The following is a 19,361-nucleotide window of genomic DNA, read 5'->3' as shown; positions in this document are numbered from 1 at the left end:
CACTGGCAAGAAAGATGAAATATATATATGGAAACAGAATTATATAAGGATAATGAAGGGTGTAGTTGTTGGTGCCAAATGTTGAAGTATTATTATTAATAAAAAATAAAACACCTAAAGGAGGAAGCTAAGCCATGCATATGAAAATTAATTACATTCGGGTATATTTTCAGATCACATATTCAATCATCAATTCCCGTAGTGGTCTTTTAATCTTATTATGTCATCTTCACCCAAATAAGACCCAGACCCTACTTCAAGCAATTCCAGAGGGATTTTACCTGGATTTTCTAGCATGTGAATAGAACCGATAGGTATGAAAGTTGACTGGTTTTCAGTGAGAAGAAATTTCTTATTGTCCAACGTCACTTCAGCAGTACCAGAAAGCACGACCCAGTGCTCGGCCCTGTGAAGATGTTTTTGTAATGAAAATTTCCCACCCGGTTTGACCGTAACACGGTTCACATGATAACGAGGCGTTTCTACTACTTTATCGTGATGGCCCCACGGGCGATATGATTCACGATGTAACTTGTATTCACGACGTTCATTATCTTTCAGATATTGCACAACTTTCTTAACATCCTGAACTTGCGACTTATCGATGACCAAAACGGCATCTTTCGTGTTTACAATAACTAAATTCGTCACACCAACGGCTGCGACTAATTTTTCATCTGTACTGATATAGCAATTATCAGTGTCATGTGTAAAAACGTCACCATCGAGACAATTATTCTTTGTATCTTTTACATTGACTTCCCACAGGGCTGACCATGAACCAACATCGTTCCATCCTGCATCGAGAGGAATGACAACACCTTCAGCCGTGGCTTCCATGACAGCATAGTCAATAGACTCGTCAGGACAAGCTAGGAAAGCATCTTTATCGACCCTTATAAAATCCTGTAAGGAGTCTTTCTCGATATTAGAGAAGGCATTCTGACAAGCATTAAGTATATCGGGACGATATTTTGATAATTCATCTAAATATGTTTTTGCCCGAAAAATGAACATACCACTATTCCAATAGTACTCACCACTTGATAAATAACGGTTAGCGGTTTCAAAATCTGGCTTTTCAACAAAACGTTGAATGTCAAAAGCCATTTTACCTTCACCTAAACACTCTCCACGCTGTATATATCCATAACCCGTTTCGGGTCCGGTAGCTACAATGCCGAAAGTCACGAGTTTTCCATGATCGGCATGAGGGATTGCATTAATGATTGCCTGATGAAAGGCATTGATATCTTCTATAACATGGTCCGCAGCCAAAACCAGCAGAAGTGGGTCTTCACCATTAAGGGTGGCGTTAAGCGCTGCTAAAGCAATGGCTGGCGCAGTATTTCTTCCAACCGGTTCTAAAATAATGTTGCCTGCGGCTAAACCGAGCTGACGTAACTGTTCTGCAGCTAAAAAACGATGCTGTTCGTTACAAATGAGAATAGGTGGAACAACATCCAGGCCCTCAAGGCGCGAGATAGTCTCCTGGAGCATAGACTTATCACCATTGAGGCGAAGATATTGCTTTGGGTAAAGTTCTCTCGACATTGGCCACAAACGACTACCGGTGCCACCTGCCATCACTACGGGAATAATCATATATTCACTCATTCTAATAAACGTTAATAATTATAATTTCACTTAAAATTTAATTAACATGTAAAGCCCTGGCATTTTTTAATGAGCTCATTAGCAAAAGGAATGTGCAAATCTTTGTTATTTAGCACCGTATTAATGGAGATTTTATTGCCAGAAAATGAGAAGTTACAACGTGAATCTCCCGAGTTATCTACGTCTATACGATTAAAGAAATCGAGCAGGCCATCGAAACGGCAGTTGTCGACCTTAGTTTTAAAGCCACCATTAACAAAAATAACGGGGGTTCCCATAGCCAGGCAGGGTAAAGCGGTGTGAATTCTCGATGTGACAACAAAACGTGCAGATGATAACCGTTTTAAATACTCATCAGCCATTTTAAATCCAACATTTGCATCTATATAAGGAACCATTTGGTCAATGTAAATTGCATTCTTTAAAACGTCTTCATCAAAGTACTTTTTCAAAATATCATTTTTAATTGATAATTCTTTAATTCTGCCGTTAAGGATCCGTTTACCTAATCGCAGTGGTTGCTTCAGAAGTTGTTTCATAGATAAAGAATCATGCATAATATCTGCAAAAATAACCTCATCGCTAACTTTATCTCTTTTATAAGTGCATCCCAAGGTAAGGGTCATGCATCCAGAGTAATAAGCGTCAATCCCTTTGGCACGAAGTAAATCCCTTGTATGATTATCTCTGCATCCAATAGGTTGATGCTTTTTAAAATGCGCGATCACTTCCGGCCTAAAAATCCGATCCACTATGGATGAATTTAAATGAAGAGATACATATAACGGAGTGATTTTATCAGATGGCGGGAAATTATCCGGGTTTGCCATATACCAAGCATTCATGATCATCTTAATATTTTCATCATTATATAAATGCATGGCCTCACGAGTCACATGATGATTCACCTGCGGAAGAAATTGTTTGGCAGCGGTACTTTGAACGTAATCCCCCAGGTTTAAAATGTTTTGTTCTTTAAACTTCCCACCTTCATAAACAATAACACCATATTTATTCATTTTTCACCCTGATGATTTAACTAAGAATTTATTGTACAAAAATCTGATTTTATTCCTGCAAAACATCTTTTCATCACCAGAAAAAACGATCACATAGAAGAGAAAAATGATTGTACAACTTGAAATAAATAACAGACCGAATAGACCAATGAAATCATTGGGCAATAATATATTCGCAAGATAAATTAACGAGACTGACAAAAACGAAACAAAAACTAATTTTGATAATGTTTTTAAAACATAATTTTTTATATCGAAGTCAATCAGACCACCAAGCATATTTAACCGATAAGCCAATAATAATACTGTACTGCTCACCCTTGCCATTACCACTACATACAATGGAAATACACTGTACACAAGTAAAAACGCCACAGCCAGATTAAGAAGTATAATTATACTAATAGTGATTTGATAACGCTTTAATTTTCCTACCGCATATATGACTGTAACAAATGGCCCTGAGATACAATCTATCAAAACATAGAGTGCCACTACACGAACAAGGGATACCAGATATTCTGGAACAGAATCTAGCCAAACAGATAAAATAAACTTTGTATCAACAAACAAAGGGACAACAGCTAATAAAACTAAAGCAAAAGATAGTTTACTTGACTGTTCAATGAGTTTCTTGAGATATACAAAATCTCCGGATGCATAAGATTTAATTATCTGGGGATTAAATGCAGTCTGAAAGTTCCCTGTAACTCGATTAATTGCGGCCAAAACCTGGTCAGATAATCCGAGAGAAGCATTAGCGACAACACCAAAGAAGATATTTACTAAAATCGCGATCCCTTGAGATAGTGCAACAACACTCATAGACCCCATTAATGTCCAGCTAGAAAATGAAAACATTTCCCACAAAATTTTCTTATCTACTTTAAGATTCAACCTGCAAATATCGAATTTTCTGACACTAAATATAAAATAGCAAACAAAAACAAAAAAATAACCACATAAAACCAATACACCATACGCTTTTAACTTATCGCCAAAGTCAAAATAGGATAGTAGGAAAACGATAAACCACCGTTGAAATGCATCCAGAACACCAATTTTAGCGTATATCTCCATTCTCTCGCAGGCTATTATAGAAGCAATATATGGTGTCTGTAATATTTGCACCATCAATGCAAGAAGGGAAAATTGGAAAACCCAATTCACATCATTTATTCTGTCCTGCGGTATGTTTAAATGAGTACCGACAAACCAGACACCAATTGTTTCACCACCAATAAATATAAGGGCCGCTATACCTATATGAACGAGTACACTTGTGTTAAAGGCTTTATTAGTCCATTCAATATCGTTTTTGCCCAGCCCTATAGAAAGGAAACGTTGAGTTGCAAGAGTCGTTACATTCTGAATAAACCCAAAAAGTATGATGACTCCAGCGATAATACTATAAACACCAAGATCCTCTACCCCAAGGGCGTGGAGTAAAATTCTTGATGTATATAAAGAAACGACCATTATCATCAACATTCTTGAGTAAAGCATCAGCGTATTTTTTGCTATTCTCACATTTTTCGCGTTGGACAATTTGACTTACCTTTATTTCTTAAGATAATTTATCTTACTGGTCGATTATTTAATGAGATCTAACATCTTTCTGGTTCTTTCGTGATAGGTAAACTGCTTTGCCAACTCTAATCTCTTATCTAATGAAATACCTTTCCCTAATAATACGTTATCAATATCAGCTATAAAATCATCATTCGTTGAGCTTATGTTAACGTAATCCTTAAAACCCTGTATGGCTTTCAGATTGACAGATACAACGTTTTTGCCCGCGGAAAGATATTCAAAGAACTTCATAGGAAACATACTGTCAGTATAGGAATTAATCACATTGGGAAGTAAGGCTACATCAAAATATTTTAAATATGCAGGCAATTCATTGTAACTTTTAGGTCCGATGAGATGTATATTTTTATGCTCTTTCAAAATGGATATATCTGTTGCCGGATCTCCCTCACCGACTAATCCAATAAGGACAATTTGATAGTTTGGCCTATGTGAAGCAATATAACTCAGAAGTTCAAAGTTAACCTTGTAGCTACTTATTGCACCTATAAAACCCAAAACTGGACCTTGTATATCTCTAATATCAATTGGTCGCGGGAAGTCCACAGTTAAACTTTTATTGAAATGATTAAAATCTGCGACATTAGAATGGTAATGTGTGTTTGGGTTAATTTTTTTACGACTTTCATATAAATTAGGCGAGGTGACGAAAACAATATCAGCATCTTTAATTAATTCGTTTTCTGCCTCCTCTAAAATAGTAACAGGCATTCCTGGCTGGGCTTTTATTTCATCAACGCAGTGGTAAATGAGAGATTTATAGTCGCTGACATCTACTAAGCGCTTGGTCAATGGATTATATGTCCACATTACCTTATCTTTGAACTTCAGGTAACGAGTCCAAAAATTAACCATCCATTTCAGATATAATTTATTGAAGGCTCTTATTAATTTATATTTGTTCCACGGTAGTGTGACCGGTGACCACACCCAAAGATTTTCTCTTTTTTTCTTCGGTGCTGCAAATAATTTTGACACTCGCTTAAAAACCCGGGATATATCTTTCTTATTAAAAGACGGAGCCCTTAAACCGAGTGAGTCAATATAAAAAACCTTATAACCCAGGCTGGATAACTCCACTGCAACATGCTGTTTGTTTGTCCAAAATGGATTATCCCAGTCGGCAGTTGAGAGTAAAACAATGTCTTTATCTTTCATTTTAAAACCTTATTTATTCTCTTCTATAAATAACCCCGAAGATAACGCACTCAGTGCTTTGCGAAAATCATCGGTGAATAATTTTTCATTTCTTGAAATGAGATATTGAAGACTCTTACTATATACAGCTCTTATAGTTGGTTTTTGCAGTTTAGAAATTATTTTATCAGCTAATGAATCTGGATTGCTTGGTGAGAAAACATCATTCCCTGAGAGGTATTCCTTAAAACCAATGATGTCGGAAGCGATAATATCTTTCCCCAATATAGCAGCTTCCAATAAAACTAAAGGTACACCTTCGAATATTGATGGCAGAACAACTAAATCACATTCATACATGATGCTCAGTAAATCACTTCTGTTACCCAGCATGAAAATGTTTTGATTAAGGCACAGTTTATAAATTTCAGTATTTATTAGATCTTTATCAGGACCATCACCTACTATGTAACACACTATTTTTTGTGACGTTTTTTCACTCACAATTTTTAACGCTTTTACCAAATCCAATTGTCCTTTTTGTTTGTTAAGCAATCGACCTGGTAGTATTAATTTGTAGTATTCTTTGTCATCTAATAGTGCCGGGGGCTCCTTAATATGTTCTAAATCACGCTGTTGAGCAAAATTCTCTACAACTTTAATTTCTGCCTTACAGTTGCCCCTTAATTCAATTGCCACTTCATTGCTTATTGTAATAAATGAGTCTGGTAATTTATATAGTATTGAACATAAGAGGCCCTTCATTACGCCGCTAAACTTCCCAGATCCCATTTCAACATGACTATGAACCATCGGTATGTAGGAAATAACGTTTAACCTTGCAAGTTTACCAGCGATAACCCCTACATTTCCTGATTCAATCCGCCCCTGAGAAACGCATATTGTTGAATGTTGCAATCTGTTCTTTTTCAGAAATAATGATAGCGAAGATATCCTATTCCAACGAAACCATACCAGCAGTGAGGAAAACCGTTGATCAAAGTTATCTAATAAATTAATTTCGCTGAAGTTACCATTTTTTTTTGAGAACTCAATAGCAGAAGCATTCATTCTATTAACAATAAGGATGCATTTTGTGTCGAGTGATAATGCGCATGCTGCGGTTAAAAACATCCTCTCCTGACCGCTAAATATTCTTGATTCACAGTAAAAAATCATTGGCAGCCCTTCGATGTCATAATTTTTTTATATAACTCATCGTACTTCTTCGAAGAAACACTAATATCGAAATTTTCTTGTACATATTTTTTTGCATTACTTCGAATTTCATCATTAGAAGTATTATTTAGTGCCTCGTTAAGGCTCATCGCCAACGCTGACGTTGTTACAGCCTTACATAGAAAACCTGTTTTTTTATCAAAAATTTTATCTGGAATACCACCTACAGGCATTGCAACAATAAGTGCACCATGCGTCATAGCTTCTAATGTCGTAAGGCTGCTTCCTTCATATCTCGAGGGCTGGACAAAGATACTACTATTCGCAATAGCAGACTGAACATCTTCATCCGATGCCCCCACATGTACCACCAAAGGGATGCTATTTTTTATACTGTAGTCGATGATTTTATCTCTCATTTTGCCATTGCCGTAGTGATCCCATGAGAAATTTTCCGCTATTTTATTTGTCGATTTTAATTTTACCAGTGCAGCCGCAAGTAAATCATAGCCTTTGTTATGCTCAATTCTACCGACACTAACAATACTAATAGATTTCATTCTGTCTGATTTTTTAACTTTACTTTCTAATTGTTGAATATCAATTGTATTAGGAACAACATAAATTTTTTCTGGCTGCACTTTTAAATTAACAGCAACGTTTCTCACAAGGATATTATCTGTTGCTATGATGAAATCAGCGAGATGAGATTTTTTTAATAGTGATCTTGTGAATAAACGATTAGCAAGTCGTAAATAAGAACCAGAACCAAACTCCTCCATTCCATGCGGGTTAACGACAGTAGCTTTACTGTTAATTAATTTTTTACTCAAGAAAGCTAAAGTCCCAGCTGATGCTCCATGAAAATGAATTATATCAACATCCTTTTCCATTGTTGTTATTTTTTTTGCTACACGTTTACACCATTGATGATAGGCTAACCCCATTGTCATTAGCACTTTATATTTATCCCAGTGAGGCCAGCTTACGTCAATAAAATTAACGAAGGGTGGTATATTACCTTTGACCTTGTTATCCGGTGCAATGAGATAGATTTTATAGCCCTTATCACGCATTTCATATATATGTTGAGTAGCTGCTTTTTCCATCCCACCAACACCAATGCCAAACGAAACAGATCGTACTACGATTAATATATTTTTCATTATATTCTCAAAATGAGTTTCATTTAAAATACACATCACGACTTAGTTTGTTTTCATCGTAATTAACTGGCATTGAATCACTGTTACTGGTTTTTAAATTCAGGGCTTTGAATCTTCCATTTTGCTGCAACTGAGTTTCATTCCATTTTATTTTGTGGCTTTCATTTTTTGCGCTGTCGTTGAGCGATACCGTAACTTGCTGGTCGCTTTTACTTTCTCCGATGACAACATTGGTGATAATCATATTTTTTAATAGCTTGTTGATATTCGTGAATGCTATGACTGCTTGTTTAGGATTAAATTCATAGTTGTAAAATCCGAAATTATGTTCCTGATCATCAGAGTCTTTACCATCATCCCGTAAATCGTACCACCACACACCTTTTATATAGGATTTCGATTTAGCGAGAATGGTATATTTTACAATAAAGTCTGCAGCTTGTTCTTCACTCACCCCACCTAAACCAGCATGTGTTGGCACACCAACTTCTGTAATATAAATGGGTATTCCCTTTGGATTTTTAAGCTTAATACTGTTGTAGAAATCATCAATTTTTTTAATATTGTATTCCGGATTTCTCAAGGATTTATCAGCATTAAGGAATGAGTAAGGGTGTATGGAAATACCATCTATATAATTAAATATTCCACGATCTATTAATTGGTTGAACCATGCTGTATCTGAGATATCTAATCGTCTGCCATTTGGGCTGATTGGGTTCATTGAAGCTGCAAGAATTTTGGCAGAGGGATCAACTGACTTTATTGCGATGCTTGTTTCTTTCACTAATTGTAGATACACATCCGATGAAGGAATATCTCCTTTCCCCTTCATGCCCGTACCAACAGTCCATTCATTCCATATCTCATAGTACGGAACCTTGCCTTTATAACGTGTGGCAACCCATTTAGCATAGTCCGAAAATGCTTTAATATCTTGACCTGTAGTTGGATATCTGCCTGCGTTATAATTATTGTTTCCGTAGCCAAGTATCACTAAGGGAGAAAGATTGTGATCACTGGCTTGTTTAATGAGAACATCATTTATCTCAAGTTTTGATGGTATTGAATAATGCCCTTTTGTAACTTCGATATCATTCCATGCGAGATCTTGTCTGAATGAATCGAACCCTGACCTGGAAATCAAACTTAGAATAGCATCTGAAGACTTATTATATTTATTAGCATGTATTCCTATTCCTTGTATCTGCTCAGCAGCACTCACTTTCATGCAGAGCATTACCAGAAAAAAGTACAGGGGGAAATGTTTTTTATGTTTGCACATTTTTATAATCCTCTTCAAATGAGAGCTTCTTTAAAATCCCTATACTTTTATTTTACGTGAATTTAAAACGGGTTTTATATGACAATATAAGACCAATTATAACTCCTCCGTATATTGAGTAAAATGATGCCTCGAAAAGATTTGATGTTATACCTCCCGTTAAAACAACTAAGGTCATTATAAAAAAATGCTTACTTTCCTTAGATGACTCAAACCTAAAGTATAGAAATTTCATCATAGCATAAAACGCAAAAATCAGGCTTGCCATGCCAAAAATTACATACAAATAAACAAACATGTTATCGGCAGAATTTGCTTCTGCGGGAGTGAAGTAATATGTCGGAACACCGATAGACCCAAACCCTTTTCCTATGAAATATTGGACTGGGTTTTCGAGTAATAACATAGCATTAGGCCATGTTTGATAAATTCGGATTAGCATTGTATTTGTCAACATACCAGTGGATATATTATTCATATTGAACATACAATAATATGAAAACAGTGTTAAAATTAGAAAAGTAATTTTCACTGTATATCTCGTGATTAATGATGAGCAGAACGCTAACACGAATACAAACCCGAGTGTGACCATTGTTGTTTTAGTTGTTGTCAGATAAATAAGATAGCCAGACATTGCAAACAATGTAACTAAACTGATTAGGCGTCTTTTACTGATTAAATAAAACCCTAAGAATGTGCAACTTATGATAATTAATGTAGCTGAGCTCACTGATGTTCCGGTAAATCCAGGGTTTCTCATCATGCCATCTGATATCCAGTCACGAGAAACCACTTTTGTAACACCGCCAATTTCTTGCTCTGCTCCAATCCAGGACGCGCCGAATTGGTTGACATAAAATATACCTGCTGCACAACTCAAAAAGTAAAAAAAATTGAAGCTGGCATTATCAAAGAAAATACGCTCATACAACACAGTCGAGTAAAATAATGCAAATAGAAATGGAACGAAAATGTAAATACCAAAAACAGAGCCTACCAATGAATTATTTACTATACCAATTACAACATATAGCATAAAAAATACAATAAGCAGGACTATCTTCTTCCCCTTCAAAACACCCGTGTATACTTTATATCCAAGTAACAATATCATCATCGCTATTGGTAGAAAGCGAATGTAAGGGAAGTATAATGTTAATGGACCGGTAAAAGCTTTGACAAATATAAAAATATGGAATGTATACCAAGCCAAATCATTCACACTTATTCTTAGTTTATTCATACTTTCTTTTGCCGGCTTAATTGATAATAGTTTGACAAATATAGGTTATTATTTTTTATCTGAATACGAATACCCATAACTGTTATATCCGTAACCATAGCGACTACTTGCTTTACGAACTATACCGTTCAATACGCATCCTTTAACGACAATATTATTTTGTTCAAGTTTACGTATGCTAATATCTATTTCCTTCGCTGTATCCTCTTCAAACCTGGCAACAATTAATGTTGTGCCTGAGTAAGAACCGATAATAACAGCATCTGTAACAGCTAAAATAGGTGGCGTATCAATGATGATAAGATCATAGTTATCATTTGCCCATGCTACTAGCTCTTGCATACGTGGATGCATTAACAACTCAGCCGGGTTATGAGGCGTTATACCTTTTGAAATAAAATCGAATCCTGATTCAGTTATTTTTTTAGTTACTTTTGAAATTTCTTCTCGTCCGGATAAATAATCTGAAAGACCGTTTTCTACAGGCACACCTAAAACCTTGTGGATGTAACCCTTTCGCATATCAGCATCTATATATAATACTTTTTTCCCTGAATTAGCGATAGTGGCTGACAAGTTAGAACTAATGAACGTTTTACCCGCCTTAGGGCTTGCACCCGTAATCATTAACACGTTATTTTTAGCTTCCATCATTGCAAAGTGCAGGCTGGTTCTCAAACCTCTAATAGCTTCAATTGATATATCGGCCGGATTAGTCAAAAACAGCAAACTGTTTTTTTGTTCTGCTTCAATTTTTGCCCGTCCTGATCTCCTGACTTTACGTTCATTTTTATGTATCCATTCGGACATAGGGACGTTAGCGTATACATTTATTCCCAGACTCTCTAATTCTTCTGCAGCCTCAATCCCATGACGCAATGACATTTTTAAAACAATGGTACCTATTGAAATAAAACCACCAATCAATATACCTATTGCGATTCCAAGTAACTTCCTGGGCTGGACAGGAATAGGGTCGCTAACAGCCTGATCTATGATCCTGACATTACCGATGGCACTGGATTTAGAGATACTCAGTTCTTGTTGACGATTGAGTAACTGCATGTACACAGCCCTTCCGGATTCAACATCTCTGCTTAATTTCAGGATACCTTGTTGTGTTGATGGCATTGTTGAAACCTGTGAATTCAGTTTCGACTGCTCACTCTGTAACGTATCTCTTTTCTCTAACAATGCTTTATAAGTCGGATGCTCCTTTGTATAGAGCTGTGAGATCTCCGCTTCCTTGAATGTCAATTCATTTAGCTGATTATCAACATTAACTATCTGATCTAATACAGACTTTGCCTCTAAAGATAAATCAACAGAATTCTTCTGCTTTCTATACTCATTCAACTTATCTTCAGCTGTATCAAGGTCCTGCCTGACAAGAGGCAACTGCTGATTCAAAAAATCAAGACTCTTGGCATCTTGCGCCGCCTGCCGTTCAATGTTTTGCTTCAGATAATTAGAGCTGATTCTGTCTAGTGTTTTAGAAATTAGTGCAGGATTTTCACCTATCAAGGTGAGATTCAGCATGCCTGTATCTTTCCCCTGTTCATTGACAGCGAAAGATTTTGATAATTTTTTAATTGCTTCCAGTCTTGTGAGTTCTTTCACTTCAAACTGAGTGCCTGGCGCAGCATCAAACGTAGAAATCAGGAGTGTCAAATAAGGTTTCTTTAAAACTACCCCCACTGTACCTTCATATTTAAACCCCTCACCTTCCACAACAAAATTCTTGTTATCAACTAAGGTTATTAAAACTGTATTCGAACCGATTACATCACTGGCTAGTTTCATATGAGCTATCGACAGCAAACCTTCCTTCTGTCCGATAATTCTCGACCAGCCCTTGCCAAACACGGGGAAGTAATTCTGTTTAACAATATGTCGCAGGTCAAGTTCATCAACAGTTTGTCCCAGAATCATTCGAGATTGCAGTAGCGATATCTCTGGTGCAGACTGGGGAGCGGTATCAGGGAGTACCTGGCTCAAACTATTTAAAATGCTGTTTCCTTGTTTTTGCTCCACCTGCACTAATGAACTCGCTTGATAAACAGGAGTTGAGAATAAAACATAAATTATTGCAATAAGTGTTGTAAAAAACACTATTAAACAAATCATTTTCCAGTGGTCAACTAATTCTCCAATGAGACGACCCACATTAATTTCGTCTGATTCATTGAAAACAGTATTTTTGGTTACGCCAGTTCCCATTTTTTTATCCCGATAATCATTTATTCAATTTGCCAATCCAACTTTGACAAGCGAGTTCTATATTCCCGTACACAGACTCAAATGCTTCATAGCTTTTACGATATGGGTCAGGTATTTCTTTCTTATCTAACCAATAGCCTAAAAGCATAGTTTTACCCCTTACCTCAGGGGCTATTTCCGAGATTTCCTCAATATGTTCTTTTTCCATTACAAGAATAAGGTCATATCTTCTCGCCAATGATGCATTAAATTGCTGGCCAGAATGTCCTTCAAGCGACACACCGTTTTGCTCCGATATTAAACACGCCGTGTCATCCGCTTCGTGTCCCACCAAAGCTCTTACACCGGCAGAGTCAATTTTTTTGGATGGTAGATAATTTCTCAGCAATCTTTCTGCAATAGGAGATCTGCATATATTTCCGGTGCACACCACAAGAATTGAATTAAACATTGGGTCACCAGTTTTTGATATAACGCACGTTTTCTGTCATATCATGCAGACCAGTGATGGTCGGTACGAGCTGTGAAATAACGCGGTTCCATCTAACAACAGGTGCAGTCGTGACATAAACAATATCGTAGGGTTGCAGCTCGAATTCGGTACTCAGAACCATTGAAGAAGCATCCTGGGCATTCAGTTGATAGATATTTGCAATCTTGCCATTTTTATCCTTTTTCAACTGACGCACGACGAAGACTCCACTGGCATCACTCATCGCCTGCGATATACCCTCAGCATGACCCAGAGCTTCCGCTAATGTCATACCACTGCGATCCATCTTCAGCGTCGTTTGTTTACCGACTTCACCCATAACAAATACTTTCAGATCATCATTACGTGGAATAAACAGGATATCTCCGGGATAGAGCAATTTATTTTGTGTCAGGTCACCTTTTTGCATAAGGGCATACAGCGAGATTTTAGAATCCTGACCATTGTGCGTCAGCACTACGTTACGCCAGTCGGCATCAGGAGCCAGGCCACCTGCCGCATTGATGGCATCCATTACGGTTAAGGGGATATTGGTAATCGCCTGCTGGCCTGTTTTCGCTACTTCACCCGTAACATAGGCTTTTTGCGAGCGGAAAGCCGCGATGCTGACATCTACCTGTGGGCTCTCAATGTAGGTGGTTAGCCTGCTGCTTATCTCCTTACGGATCTCACTGAGTGTTTTGCCTGCTACCGCGACCTTCCCAATATAAGGGTAGAATATAGTGCCATCGGCATTTACCCAGTTACCGGTATCACTGGCGCTGCGATACTGGCCTGCCGGCGTAGTCAATTCCGGGTGTTCCCACACCGTTACCATGAGTACGTCTCCCATCCCCACCCGATATTCATAGCGGCTAAGTAGAGCATCCAGTTGTGGATTGGAACGTGCGATAACAGGCTCCGGACGCAGTCTGTCAATCAAACCAGGTGTCATAGGCAGAACATTAACCATTTTATCCAGGTCGTAATCGTTATCTTGCGACTTGACTATGTTTTTACCTGAAGTGCTGAGTGATTGTCCTGGTACCAGGACACAGCCACTTAACAACCCTAATGCAATGGCAACTACAGAAAATTTTAAATATTTCTTCGTCATAAGTTCATATCATCAATGAGTAATAGATTTATCTGTCAGTAAAAGACACTAATAACAAGATGCAGCGGCCTGATTTATCGAAATGAAAACCCCGGGATAGATAATTTCATTTTTATTAATCAAAAATGCATTTCATTAGCTGTCAGTACAATTGCCTGGATTAATTCGTCTCACACGAATATCTGCACATACAGGAAGCAATTTCCAATGGTATTAAGTTCAGATAAGCTAAAAATTGGAGGTGTATTTTGAGGTTGCCGGTAACGAGCGCATGGAGTTAATACGGGTAACACTAATACGCTGACTTACTGATAAATCCTTTGAAGAAAGTCAGAAATATAATCTCAATATCCAGCCAAATACTCCAGCCACGTATATATATCAGGTCAAAATCCACTCTTTTTTGCATCTTGTCGAGTGTGTCAGTCTCACCGCGAAATCCATTAATTTGTGCTAAGCCTGTAATACCTGGCTTTACTTTATGTCGAAGCATATATCCTTCGATCAAAGATCGATATTGTTCATTATGGGCAACGGCATGGGGTCTTGGCCCTACAACGGACATCTGACCGAAGAGTACGTTAAAAAATTGCGGCAACTCATCCAAAGAGGTGTTTCTCAGAAATTTCCCCAGCTTAGTTACCCGCGGATCATTTTGCTTAGCTTGTATCACTGACGCACCATTCTCCATGACCGTCATACTCCTAAATTTCCATACAATAATCGGCTTCCCATCCATGCCATAACGAATCTGACGAAAAATAACAGGTCCCGGTGAAGTCAGTTTAATAGCACACGCAATAATTATTAACGGAATTGAAATCAACAGAAGAATAATAGATGAGACGGCAATATCTTCTATACGTTTGAAAACCATGTTAATACCATTCAATGGTGTATCAAACAGGGGAACAACAGGTATTCCATTAATTTCTTCTGTGCGTGACTGCAGGATATTGAATGTAAATACATCAGGAATAAGAAGTACAGAACACGTTGTATCGGTCAGTTTTCGGACGATATTTTTTATTTTCAACTCATCCTTCATACTCATCGCAATGTAGATGCGGTCAAGTTTTCCTCCGCGGGCATCTTCGATCAGTTGGTCAAAATCTCCGGCATAATTGATTCCGGTAACCCCTTCCAATGGCTTGTCGTCATAAATCCCTGTCACCACGAACCCCATCCAGGGCTCATCAATGAAGCTTTTGATAAGGTTAATGCCCGCTGGCATGGTGCCGACTATCGCAATTCGTCGTATGTTGTATCCCATCTTACGTAAAAGACCGGATCCGACTCTGATACCTGTACGGCATAAAAAAATTCCCGCTAAAACCACAAAATACCATTGAACAAAAATATTGAAACCCAAATAAAAATCACTCAATAGTGTGATTAATCCCAACGTAACAACTAAACTGAGTGTCCAGTTTTTAGAGATCAAAATCAGCTCAGCCGATATCTTAATCCCACGCCAGGAACGGTAGAAATCTGTGATCCCACCTATCATTTGGAATGCCCCAAGAACAACCAAAGCAGTGAGCACATGCTTATAGTTAAATGGAAGTTTATTAAAAAAAATCACCACATAGAGGCTGAAGAATATTATTGATATATCAGAGAATCGCTGAACCATCGAAATCAATGATGCGTTGATGTTAGAGCGTTTGCGATGATGTGGAGTTTTCATTCTGTCTTCACTCTTCTTAGGTTTCGTTGTAACAATCAGATTTAGATAAAACATTCCACGTTCAGTCATCGCTCTTAGTCAACAAAACCATCCCTCTGTAAAAGCGCCATCTTCATAGGTGGAATTTTTATATCCCATTTATAGTTAGCAATACGTTCAACATTCCAAATTAATAAAATTTTAATTCTGTTGCTCACATGCTTGAAAAACATCTGAACAACCCCTTCTTCAAAGTATCAGTTATTCCAACCTGTAAGGCTCTCGCTATACGCGCATGACAACCTGGTACAGCCGAGACTCATTGGGTTGTTTTCAGCTACGCTACCGCCCCTGGTTTACGGCCACCAATTTGCCAAAAAAGAGTGCAATTATCCGGGCAGCAGGATCCCCTCACCTTGGGCATTCAGATGATGGCGATTCTTGCTTTAATGAATTAAAAAATTGATGCCTATTGATATTTACAGTGTCAGAAAAAAGACTGGATGAATTCCTCCTGACTGTAGGCAGACCATAATATGCCTTGCATCCCCTGGATCTGACTGCCTTTCAAATATTCCAGGTGGCGGGCGCTTTCAATGCCGCCAATAATAACGCCCTGACTGTATGGCTGAAGGTGCTCAATAATTTGTCGAAAAGATAAGGTTCCCTGGTGTTGCCAAAAAAAATGCTGACTTATTTTTATATGTTCAAACTTCTCATTCATGACCAGTGTAAGGCTGGTATTGCCTTCCCCAAAATGGTCAAGCCACAAGGGGCCATGCTCTGACAGCGCGTGCAGAACCGGGCGGTCCTGTTCGGGACTGAACTCGGGGAAAAACGCATCCAGCGTGAGTCTTATATAATTGTGCTGCTGTAACACGTTGCGCATCGCTGCGTTATTCACGATATGGCTGGCAATCTCGTAGTCGATTCGTATTGAAAGTAAAAAATTATTGTGGGTAAAGATATCGGCATTAATACAGGCCAGCGTCACCGCGTCGAAGAAGTTTTTGATTCTTTCTTCGGCAGATAAATGAAATGTCTGGCTCCCCGCGTCGTGCGGATGTTGTTTATTGGCAGCCTGATGCGCTGACTTTTTTACCAGTTCAAAACCCAGTATCCCGCCAGATACTGTCACTATCGGTTCAAAGAGATAACTGGAATCACTTCTTTTGACCGTACGCATCCCTTACCCCATGGCAAAAATAATACAAAGAGACATTATCCAAACCAGCAATAGGTGCCTGGTCTGTTAAAATTCAATCAGGTTATTCTGTTACCTACAGCATGCTTATGCAGAAAGAACAAAGCCGAACTGCTGCTGGCATCAACACCTATCTTTCTTAGAGAATTACACTTATGTACGCTGACCGTTTTAACGCTCAGTTTTAGTATGTTTGAAATACTGGTCACAGAAAGACCGGACATCATCATGACTAAAACCTTTTCTTCCATTTTTGTGATTTTATAATCAAACGACTCCTTGTTACTGGTCATGTTCTGAAGCTGAATGAACTGCTGTATTGCACTGACTATCTCTGACAGCCCTTTTTTCTTTTTAAGAAATTTGAATTGTTTTTTAAGCAGTAACCCCAGCATCAGCATGTCTACTTCTGAAGAAATTATAAGTATTCGTTCCGGATCCAGCACATTAATATTTTCGTTTAAAAACTCATAACACTTGTGAAAGCCGCCTCCCGATGGATCAATAATCAGATAATCTTTTGTATACAAGTTCACCTCATCGTCACGGTTAAAAAAAATGACACCGTTAACGTAAGGCAGTTTCTTGGAGATTATTTCTTTTATCGCCAATTTAGTAAACTGGCACTCACTCCAGATTATTACCCGAGGCATTGGGCCGCCTAATAGTGTGGTTTTTAAAAACGCTCAGACACTTCTCTAACAGAGCGGGAAGAATAGAGCACTTTCATAACGCTTAAAAAAACGAAATTATTCATCATTGCTCACCTCGTATTTATCCCTTCCCAGTGACTTCCAGTAGAATAATACGCAGCCAAAACTCTTCAAATCGTTTATCTCGCTCACTATTACACCCAACAATAGGTTTCACCGATCGATTTACGCTTTCTTATCGTTATTTACCCCACTCAGCACTAGGCGTTGTCTTAGTAATCATTCGTATTCTCAGTCGAATTGTGAGCCATGTAACGCTTTTGCATTAATAAGACTTGAAATCTAAGACCTTTCTTAATCGCAATTCACAAGGTCAGAATAATTTTACTAACACGCGATTTGGACTGTATTTTTTGATTAGTACAGGATAATGAACTTTTTTAGTCGGAATTTTAGTTTAAGTTTTTACGCAAATTAATCACAAAATTATCGATACTGGGTAACATTCTTAAAAAAGTATTTAGAATCAGAATTCATTAGCCTTTTAATGCTGTTTATGAGCACAGATGTGACATTTTTAAACAGCGGATGTTTAATAAGAGCATTCTCATTAAGCAGAGATCAGCTATTTTCGCCATTATTTCATGGCATCAGGCGAAATAAGTCGTTTCATCTGACAGTGAAAGACTAAGAGTATTCTTAAGATAAAAATTCATTTAGGGAGGAGGGTTCTGCTGTTTATTAGAATTTTCAGGATATTATAATCAAATGAATATTCTCACAGAGATAAAACCGGGGTGGCGGATTATTGAAGGGGAAAGAGAGATTACCGGGCGGGGAAAATTGGCCTGAGCCATCCTGCTGACAGTCAATAACGTGGTCAGAAGCCTGGTCACGTTATTGACTCATTGACGCCGGCGTTTACTGCCGCAATGAGAGAGGGTTCAGACGTCACTTTGCGTAATACGCGTCAGGTGGATCACCAGATACAGCAGCTCATCGTTGGACATCTCCATCTCCAGCAGATTTTTAATATAATCGCGGATCAGCAGAGCGCATCGGTAAGCGTGCGGATACTCTTTAATGACCTGTGAAAAGATAAAATCATCCTTCGAGACAACCTGCTGCTTTTCCACCATTCTTTGAATAAAGAACTGCATATGAACCAGAAAACGGGCGTAATTGAGCGACTCCGTGTCGAGCGTGTGACGAAAGTGATATTGGATAATATTGAAAATATCCTTCAGCATTTTCACCGCCAGCAGGGTGTGCTCCATGTTTTGCACATCGGTCTGACCGTTAACCAGATGAAAGGCAATATTCCCCGCCTCTTCCTGCGGGAGCTGGATATTCAGGCGCTGGTTGATGTACACCAGCGCCTGTGTGGCCACGCTAAACTCATGCGGATAAAAGCGTTTTACCTCGAACAGCAGCCGGTTCTGGATCGTGATGCCCTTGTGATAACGCTCAATGGCAAAACTGATGTGATCGACCAGCGTGAAAAAAATCTGCTCGTTGATCCGCCCCTTCAGCCCGGCGTTTGCCAGGCTTAAGATCATCTGCACAATCTCAATATGCGCTTCCGGCGTATCTTCAATCAGACGAAGATATTCACGGCCTTTCTGATTATCTTGTACTGCATAGATTTTCTCGATGCTGGCCGGGTCGAGAACGTCACCCACTTTGCTGCCAAAGCCAATACCCTTGCCCATAACGATAACTTCGTTGTTATCGTTATCCGTTGATAGCACCAGGCTATTATTGAGTACCTTAACGACCTTCAT

At 38.3% G+C, this 19,361-nt stretch carries 15 protein-coding genes; all 15 read right to left on the bottom strand.

Annotated elements, in window-relative coordinates; translation table 11 throughout:
• Nucleotides 1-189: 189 nt before the first annotated feature.
• Nucleotides 190-1,605: a mannose-1-phosphate guanylyltransferase/mannose-6-phosphate isomerase gene (locus tag TU92_RS01130; RefSeq protein ID WP_112164143.1), complete on the bottom strand. Its 1,416-nt coding sequence runs from the start codon at nt 1,603-1,605 to the stop codon at nt 190-192.
• A gap of 53 nt (nt 1,606-1,658) precedes the next feature.
• Nucleotides 1,659-2,636 carry a polysaccharide pyruvyl transferase family protein gene (locus tag TU92_RS01125; protein ID WP_112164142.1) on the bottom strand — a complete coding sequence of 326 codons (978 nt, stop codon included), beginning with the start codon at nt 2,634-2,636 and terminating at the stop codon, nt 1,659-1,661.
• 3 nt (nt 2,637-2,639) lie between these two features.
• Nucleotides 2,640-4,184, bottom strand: a complete 1,545-nt coding sequence (locus TU92_RS01120; protein WP_136627572.1) for a lipopolysaccharide biosynthesis protein — start codon at nt 4,182-4,184, stop codon at nt 2,640-2,642.
• A 45-nt stretch (nt 4,185-4,229) separates the two neighbouring features.
• Nucleotides 4,230-5,387: a glycosyltransferase gene (locus tag TU92_RS01115; RefSeq protein ID WP_112164140.1), complete on the bottom strand. Its 1,158-nt coding sequence runs from the start codon at nt 5,385-5,387 to the stop codon at nt 4,230-4,232.
• Between the two features lie 9 nt (nt 5,388-5,396).
• The gene (locus TU92_RS01110; RefSeq protein ID WP_167457481.1) at nt 5,397-6,500 is read right to left on the bottom strand and encodes a glycosyltransferase; all 1,104 of its coding nucleotides are present in this window, start codon (nt 6,498-6,500) and stop codon (nt 5,397-5,399) included.
• Nucleotides 6,501-6,541: 41 nt separating this feature from the next.
• Nucleotides 6,542-7,711: a glycosyltransferase family 4 protein gene (locus TU92_RS01105; protein WP_167457480.1), complete on the bottom strand. Its 1,170-nt coding sequence runs from the start codon at nt 7,709-7,711 to the stop codon at nt 6,542-6,544.
• A 19-nt stretch (nt 7,712-7,730) separates the two neighbouring features.
• The gene (locus TU92_RS01100) at nt 7,731-8,942 is read right to left on the bottom strand and encodes a cellulase family glycosylhydrolase (RefSeq protein WP_167457479.1); all 1,212 of its coding nucleotides are present in this window, start codon (nt 8,940-8,942) and stop codon (nt 7,731-7,733) included.
• 106 nt (nt 8,943-9,048) lie between these two features.
• A complete protein-coding gene (locus tag TU92_RS01095) occupies nt 9,049-10,242 on the bottom strand; it encodes a hypothetical protein (protein ID WP_112164136.1) in 1,194 nt (397 codons plus the stop codon).
• 48 nt (nt 10,243-10,290) lie between these two features.
• Nucleotides 10,291-12,462: a polysaccharide biosynthesis tyrosine autokinase gene (locus TU92_RS01090; RefSeq protein WP_112164135.1), complete on the bottom strand. Its 2,172-nt coding sequence runs from the start codon at nt 12,460-12,462 to the stop codon at nt 10,291-10,293.
• Nucleotides 12,463-12,478: 16 nt separating this feature from the next.
• Nucleotides 12,479-12,913 carry an arsenate reductase/protein-tyrosine-phosphatase family protein gene (locus TU92_RS01085; protein WP_112164134.1) on the bottom strand — a complete coding sequence of 145 codons (435 nt, stop codon included), beginning with the start codon at nt 12,911-12,913 and terminating at the stop codon, nt 12,479-12,481.
• 4 nt (nt 12,914-12,917) lie between these two features.
• Complete coding sequence (locus TU92_RS01080; protein WP_112164133.1) at nt 12,918-14,051, bottom strand: polysaccharide export protein; 1,134 nt, start codon at nt 14,049-14,051, stop codon at nt 12,918-12,920.
• Nucleotides 14,052-14,343: 292 nt separating this feature from the next.
• Nucleotides 14,344-15,741: an undecaprenyl-phosphate glucose phosphotransferase gene (wcaJ, locus tag TU92_RS01075; RefSeq protein ID WP_112164327.1), complete on the bottom strand. Its 1,398-nt coding sequence runs from the start codon at nt 15,739-15,741 to the stop codon at nt 14,344-14,346.
• Nucleotides 15,742-16,207: 466 nt separating this feature from the next.
• Nucleotides 16,208-16,906 (bottom strand): EAL domain-containing protein, encoded by a 699-nt coding sequence (locus tag TU92_RS01070; protein WP_112164132.1) that lies wholly within the window; start codon nt 16,904-16,906, stop codon nt 16,208-16,210.
• A gap of 77 nt (nt 16,907-16,983) precedes the next feature.
• The gene (locus tag TU92_RS01065) at nt 16,984-17,577 is read right to left on the bottom strand and encodes a helix-turn-helix domain-containing protein (protein ID WP_112164131.1); all 594 of its coding nucleotides are present in this window, start codon (nt 17,575-17,577) and stop codon (nt 16,984-16,986) included.
• A 944-nt stretch (nt 17,578-18,521) separates the two neighbouring features.
• Nucleotides 18,522-19,361 carry a BglG family transcription antiterminator LicT gene (gene licT / locus TU92_RS01060; RefSeq protein ID WP_112164326.1) on the bottom strand — a complete coding sequence of 280 codons (840 nt, stop codon included), beginning with the start codon at nt 19,359-19,361 and terminating at the stop codon, nt 18,522-18,524.

This window comes from Rahnella inusitata (assembly GCF_003263515.1).
Classification (GTDB): domain Bacteria; phylum Pseudomonadota; class Gammaproteobacteria; order Enterobacterales; family Enterobacteriaceae; genus Rahnella; species Rahnella inusitata.
Note: the sequence above shows the minus strand (reverse complement) of the source record. Positions and strands in the feature narration are given on the sequence as shown.

Excerpts from the sequence above, each read along its gene's own strand:
- TU92_RS01080 (WP_112164133.1), bottom strand. The coding sequence starts at position 14,051 with ATGACGAAGAAATATTTAAAATTTTCTGTAGTTGCCATTGCATTAGGG.
- TU92_RS01115 (WP_112164140.1), bottom strand. The coding sequence starts at position 5,387 with ATGAAAGATAAAGACATTGTTTTACTCTCAACTGCCGACTGGGATAAT.
- licT (WP_112164326.1), bottom strand. The coding sequence starts at position 19,361 with ATGAAGGTCGTTAAGGTACTCAATAATAGCCTGGTGCTATCAACGGAT.
- TU92_RS01105 (WP_167457480.1), bottom strand. The coding sequence starts at position 7,711 with ATGAAAAATATATTAATCGTAGTACGATCTGTTTCGTTTGGCATTGGT.
- TU92_RS01095 (WP_112164136.1), bottom strand. The coding sequence starts at position 10,242 with ATGAATAAACTAAGAATAAGTGTGAATGATTTGGCTTGGTATACATTC.
- TU92_RS01085 (WP_112164134.1), bottom strand. The coding sequence starts at position 12,913 with ATGTTTAATTCAATTCTTGTGGTGTGCACCGGAAATATATGCAGATCT.
- TU92_RS01100 (WP_167457479.1), bottom strand. The coding sequence starts at position 8,942 with ATGAAAGTGAGTGCTGCTGAGCAGATACAAGGAATAGGAATACATGCT.
- wcaJ (WP_112164327.1), bottom strand. The coding sequence starts at position 15,741 with ATGAAAACTCCACATCATCGCAAACGCTCTAACATCAACGCATCATTG.
- TU92_RS01130 (WP_112164143.1), bottom strand. The coding sequence starts at position 1,605 with ATGATTATTCCCGTAGTGATGGCAGGTGGCACCGGTAGTCGTTTGTGG.
- TU92_RS01070 (WP_112164132.1), bottom strand. The coding sequence starts at position 16,906 with ATGCGTACGGTCAAAAGAAGTGATTCCAGTTATCTCTTTGAACCGATA.
- TU92_RS01065 (WP_112164131.1), bottom strand. The coding sequence starts at position 17,577 with ATGCCTCGGGTAATAATCTGGAGTGAGTGCCAGTTTACTAAATTGGCG.
- TU92_RS01125 (WP_112164142.1), bottom strand. The coding sequence starts at position 2,636 with ATGAATAAATATGGTGTTATTGTTTATGAAGGTGGGAAGTTTAAAGAA.
- TU92_RS01110 (WP_167457481.1), bottom strand. The coding sequence starts at position 6,500 with ATGTTTTTAACCGCAGCATGCGCATTATCACTCGACACAAAATGCATC.
- TU92_RS01090 (WP_112164135.1), bottom strand. The coding sequence starts at position 12,462 with ATGGGAACTGGCGTAACCAAAAATACTGTTTTCAATGAATCAGACGAA.